The organism is Chromobacterium sp. FG89 (assembly GCF_057808735.1).
The window spans coordinates 1-613 of the sequence record NZ_JBMDIQ010000076.1 but is presented as its reverse complement, the minus strand read 5'-3'; the positions used below and the strand labels follow the sequence as shown (position 1 = coordinate 613).

1 protein-coding gene is annotated in these 613 nt (G+C 68.7%); it reads right to left on the bottom strand.

What is annotated here, in order from left to right:
- Positions 1–559 (bottom strand): RHS repeat domain-containing protein (locus tag ACODRW_RS24300; protein WP_488906922.1); only part of this gene is annotated, 559 nt, incomplete at its 3' end.
- Positions 560–613: the final 54 nt, after the last annotated feature.

Here is a 613-nt window from a genome sequence, read left to right as displayed (position 1 = left end):
GCAGGCTGACGATGCGGCCGGCGCCGTCGTAGCCCAGCGCGACGGTCTGGCCGTCGCGGCTTTGCACTTGCTGCAGCCGGCCGGCGCCGTCGTAACGCTCCTGGCTCTGGCTGTCGCCGTCGGTCCAGATCCAGGCCTGGCCGTCCCAGCGCACGGTGTCTTCGGCCCCGGCGCCGCCTTGCGCCAGGTAGAGGCCGCGCGCCGCGTCGTAGCGGTACAGGGTGTCGCTGCCGTCCTCGGCCTGACGGCGCAGTTGCGAGCCGGCGCTGCCCGGGGCGCCGCTGAAGTCGAACAGCTGGCGGCTGTAGCCCAGGCGCCAGTTGCCGGCGTCGCCGCCCTGCCCCTGGCTGTTGTAGGTGCGGACCAGCTGGATCGGCAGTCCGTTGCCGGCGAGGAATTCGTCGCGGCGCTGCAACACCAGGTTGCCGTTGCCGGCGTTGACGTAGACCCGTTCGCCGCCGCGGCCGAAGGCGGCCTCGCCCAACTGACCCTGTCCGCCCAAGGCCGCCAACGAACTGTTCTGCAAACCCAAACCCACGCCCGACACCACTGCAACCATTATGCGACCTCTCGAAAATCAGATTATTCGAGAAGTCTTATCTGGGAAATGGAT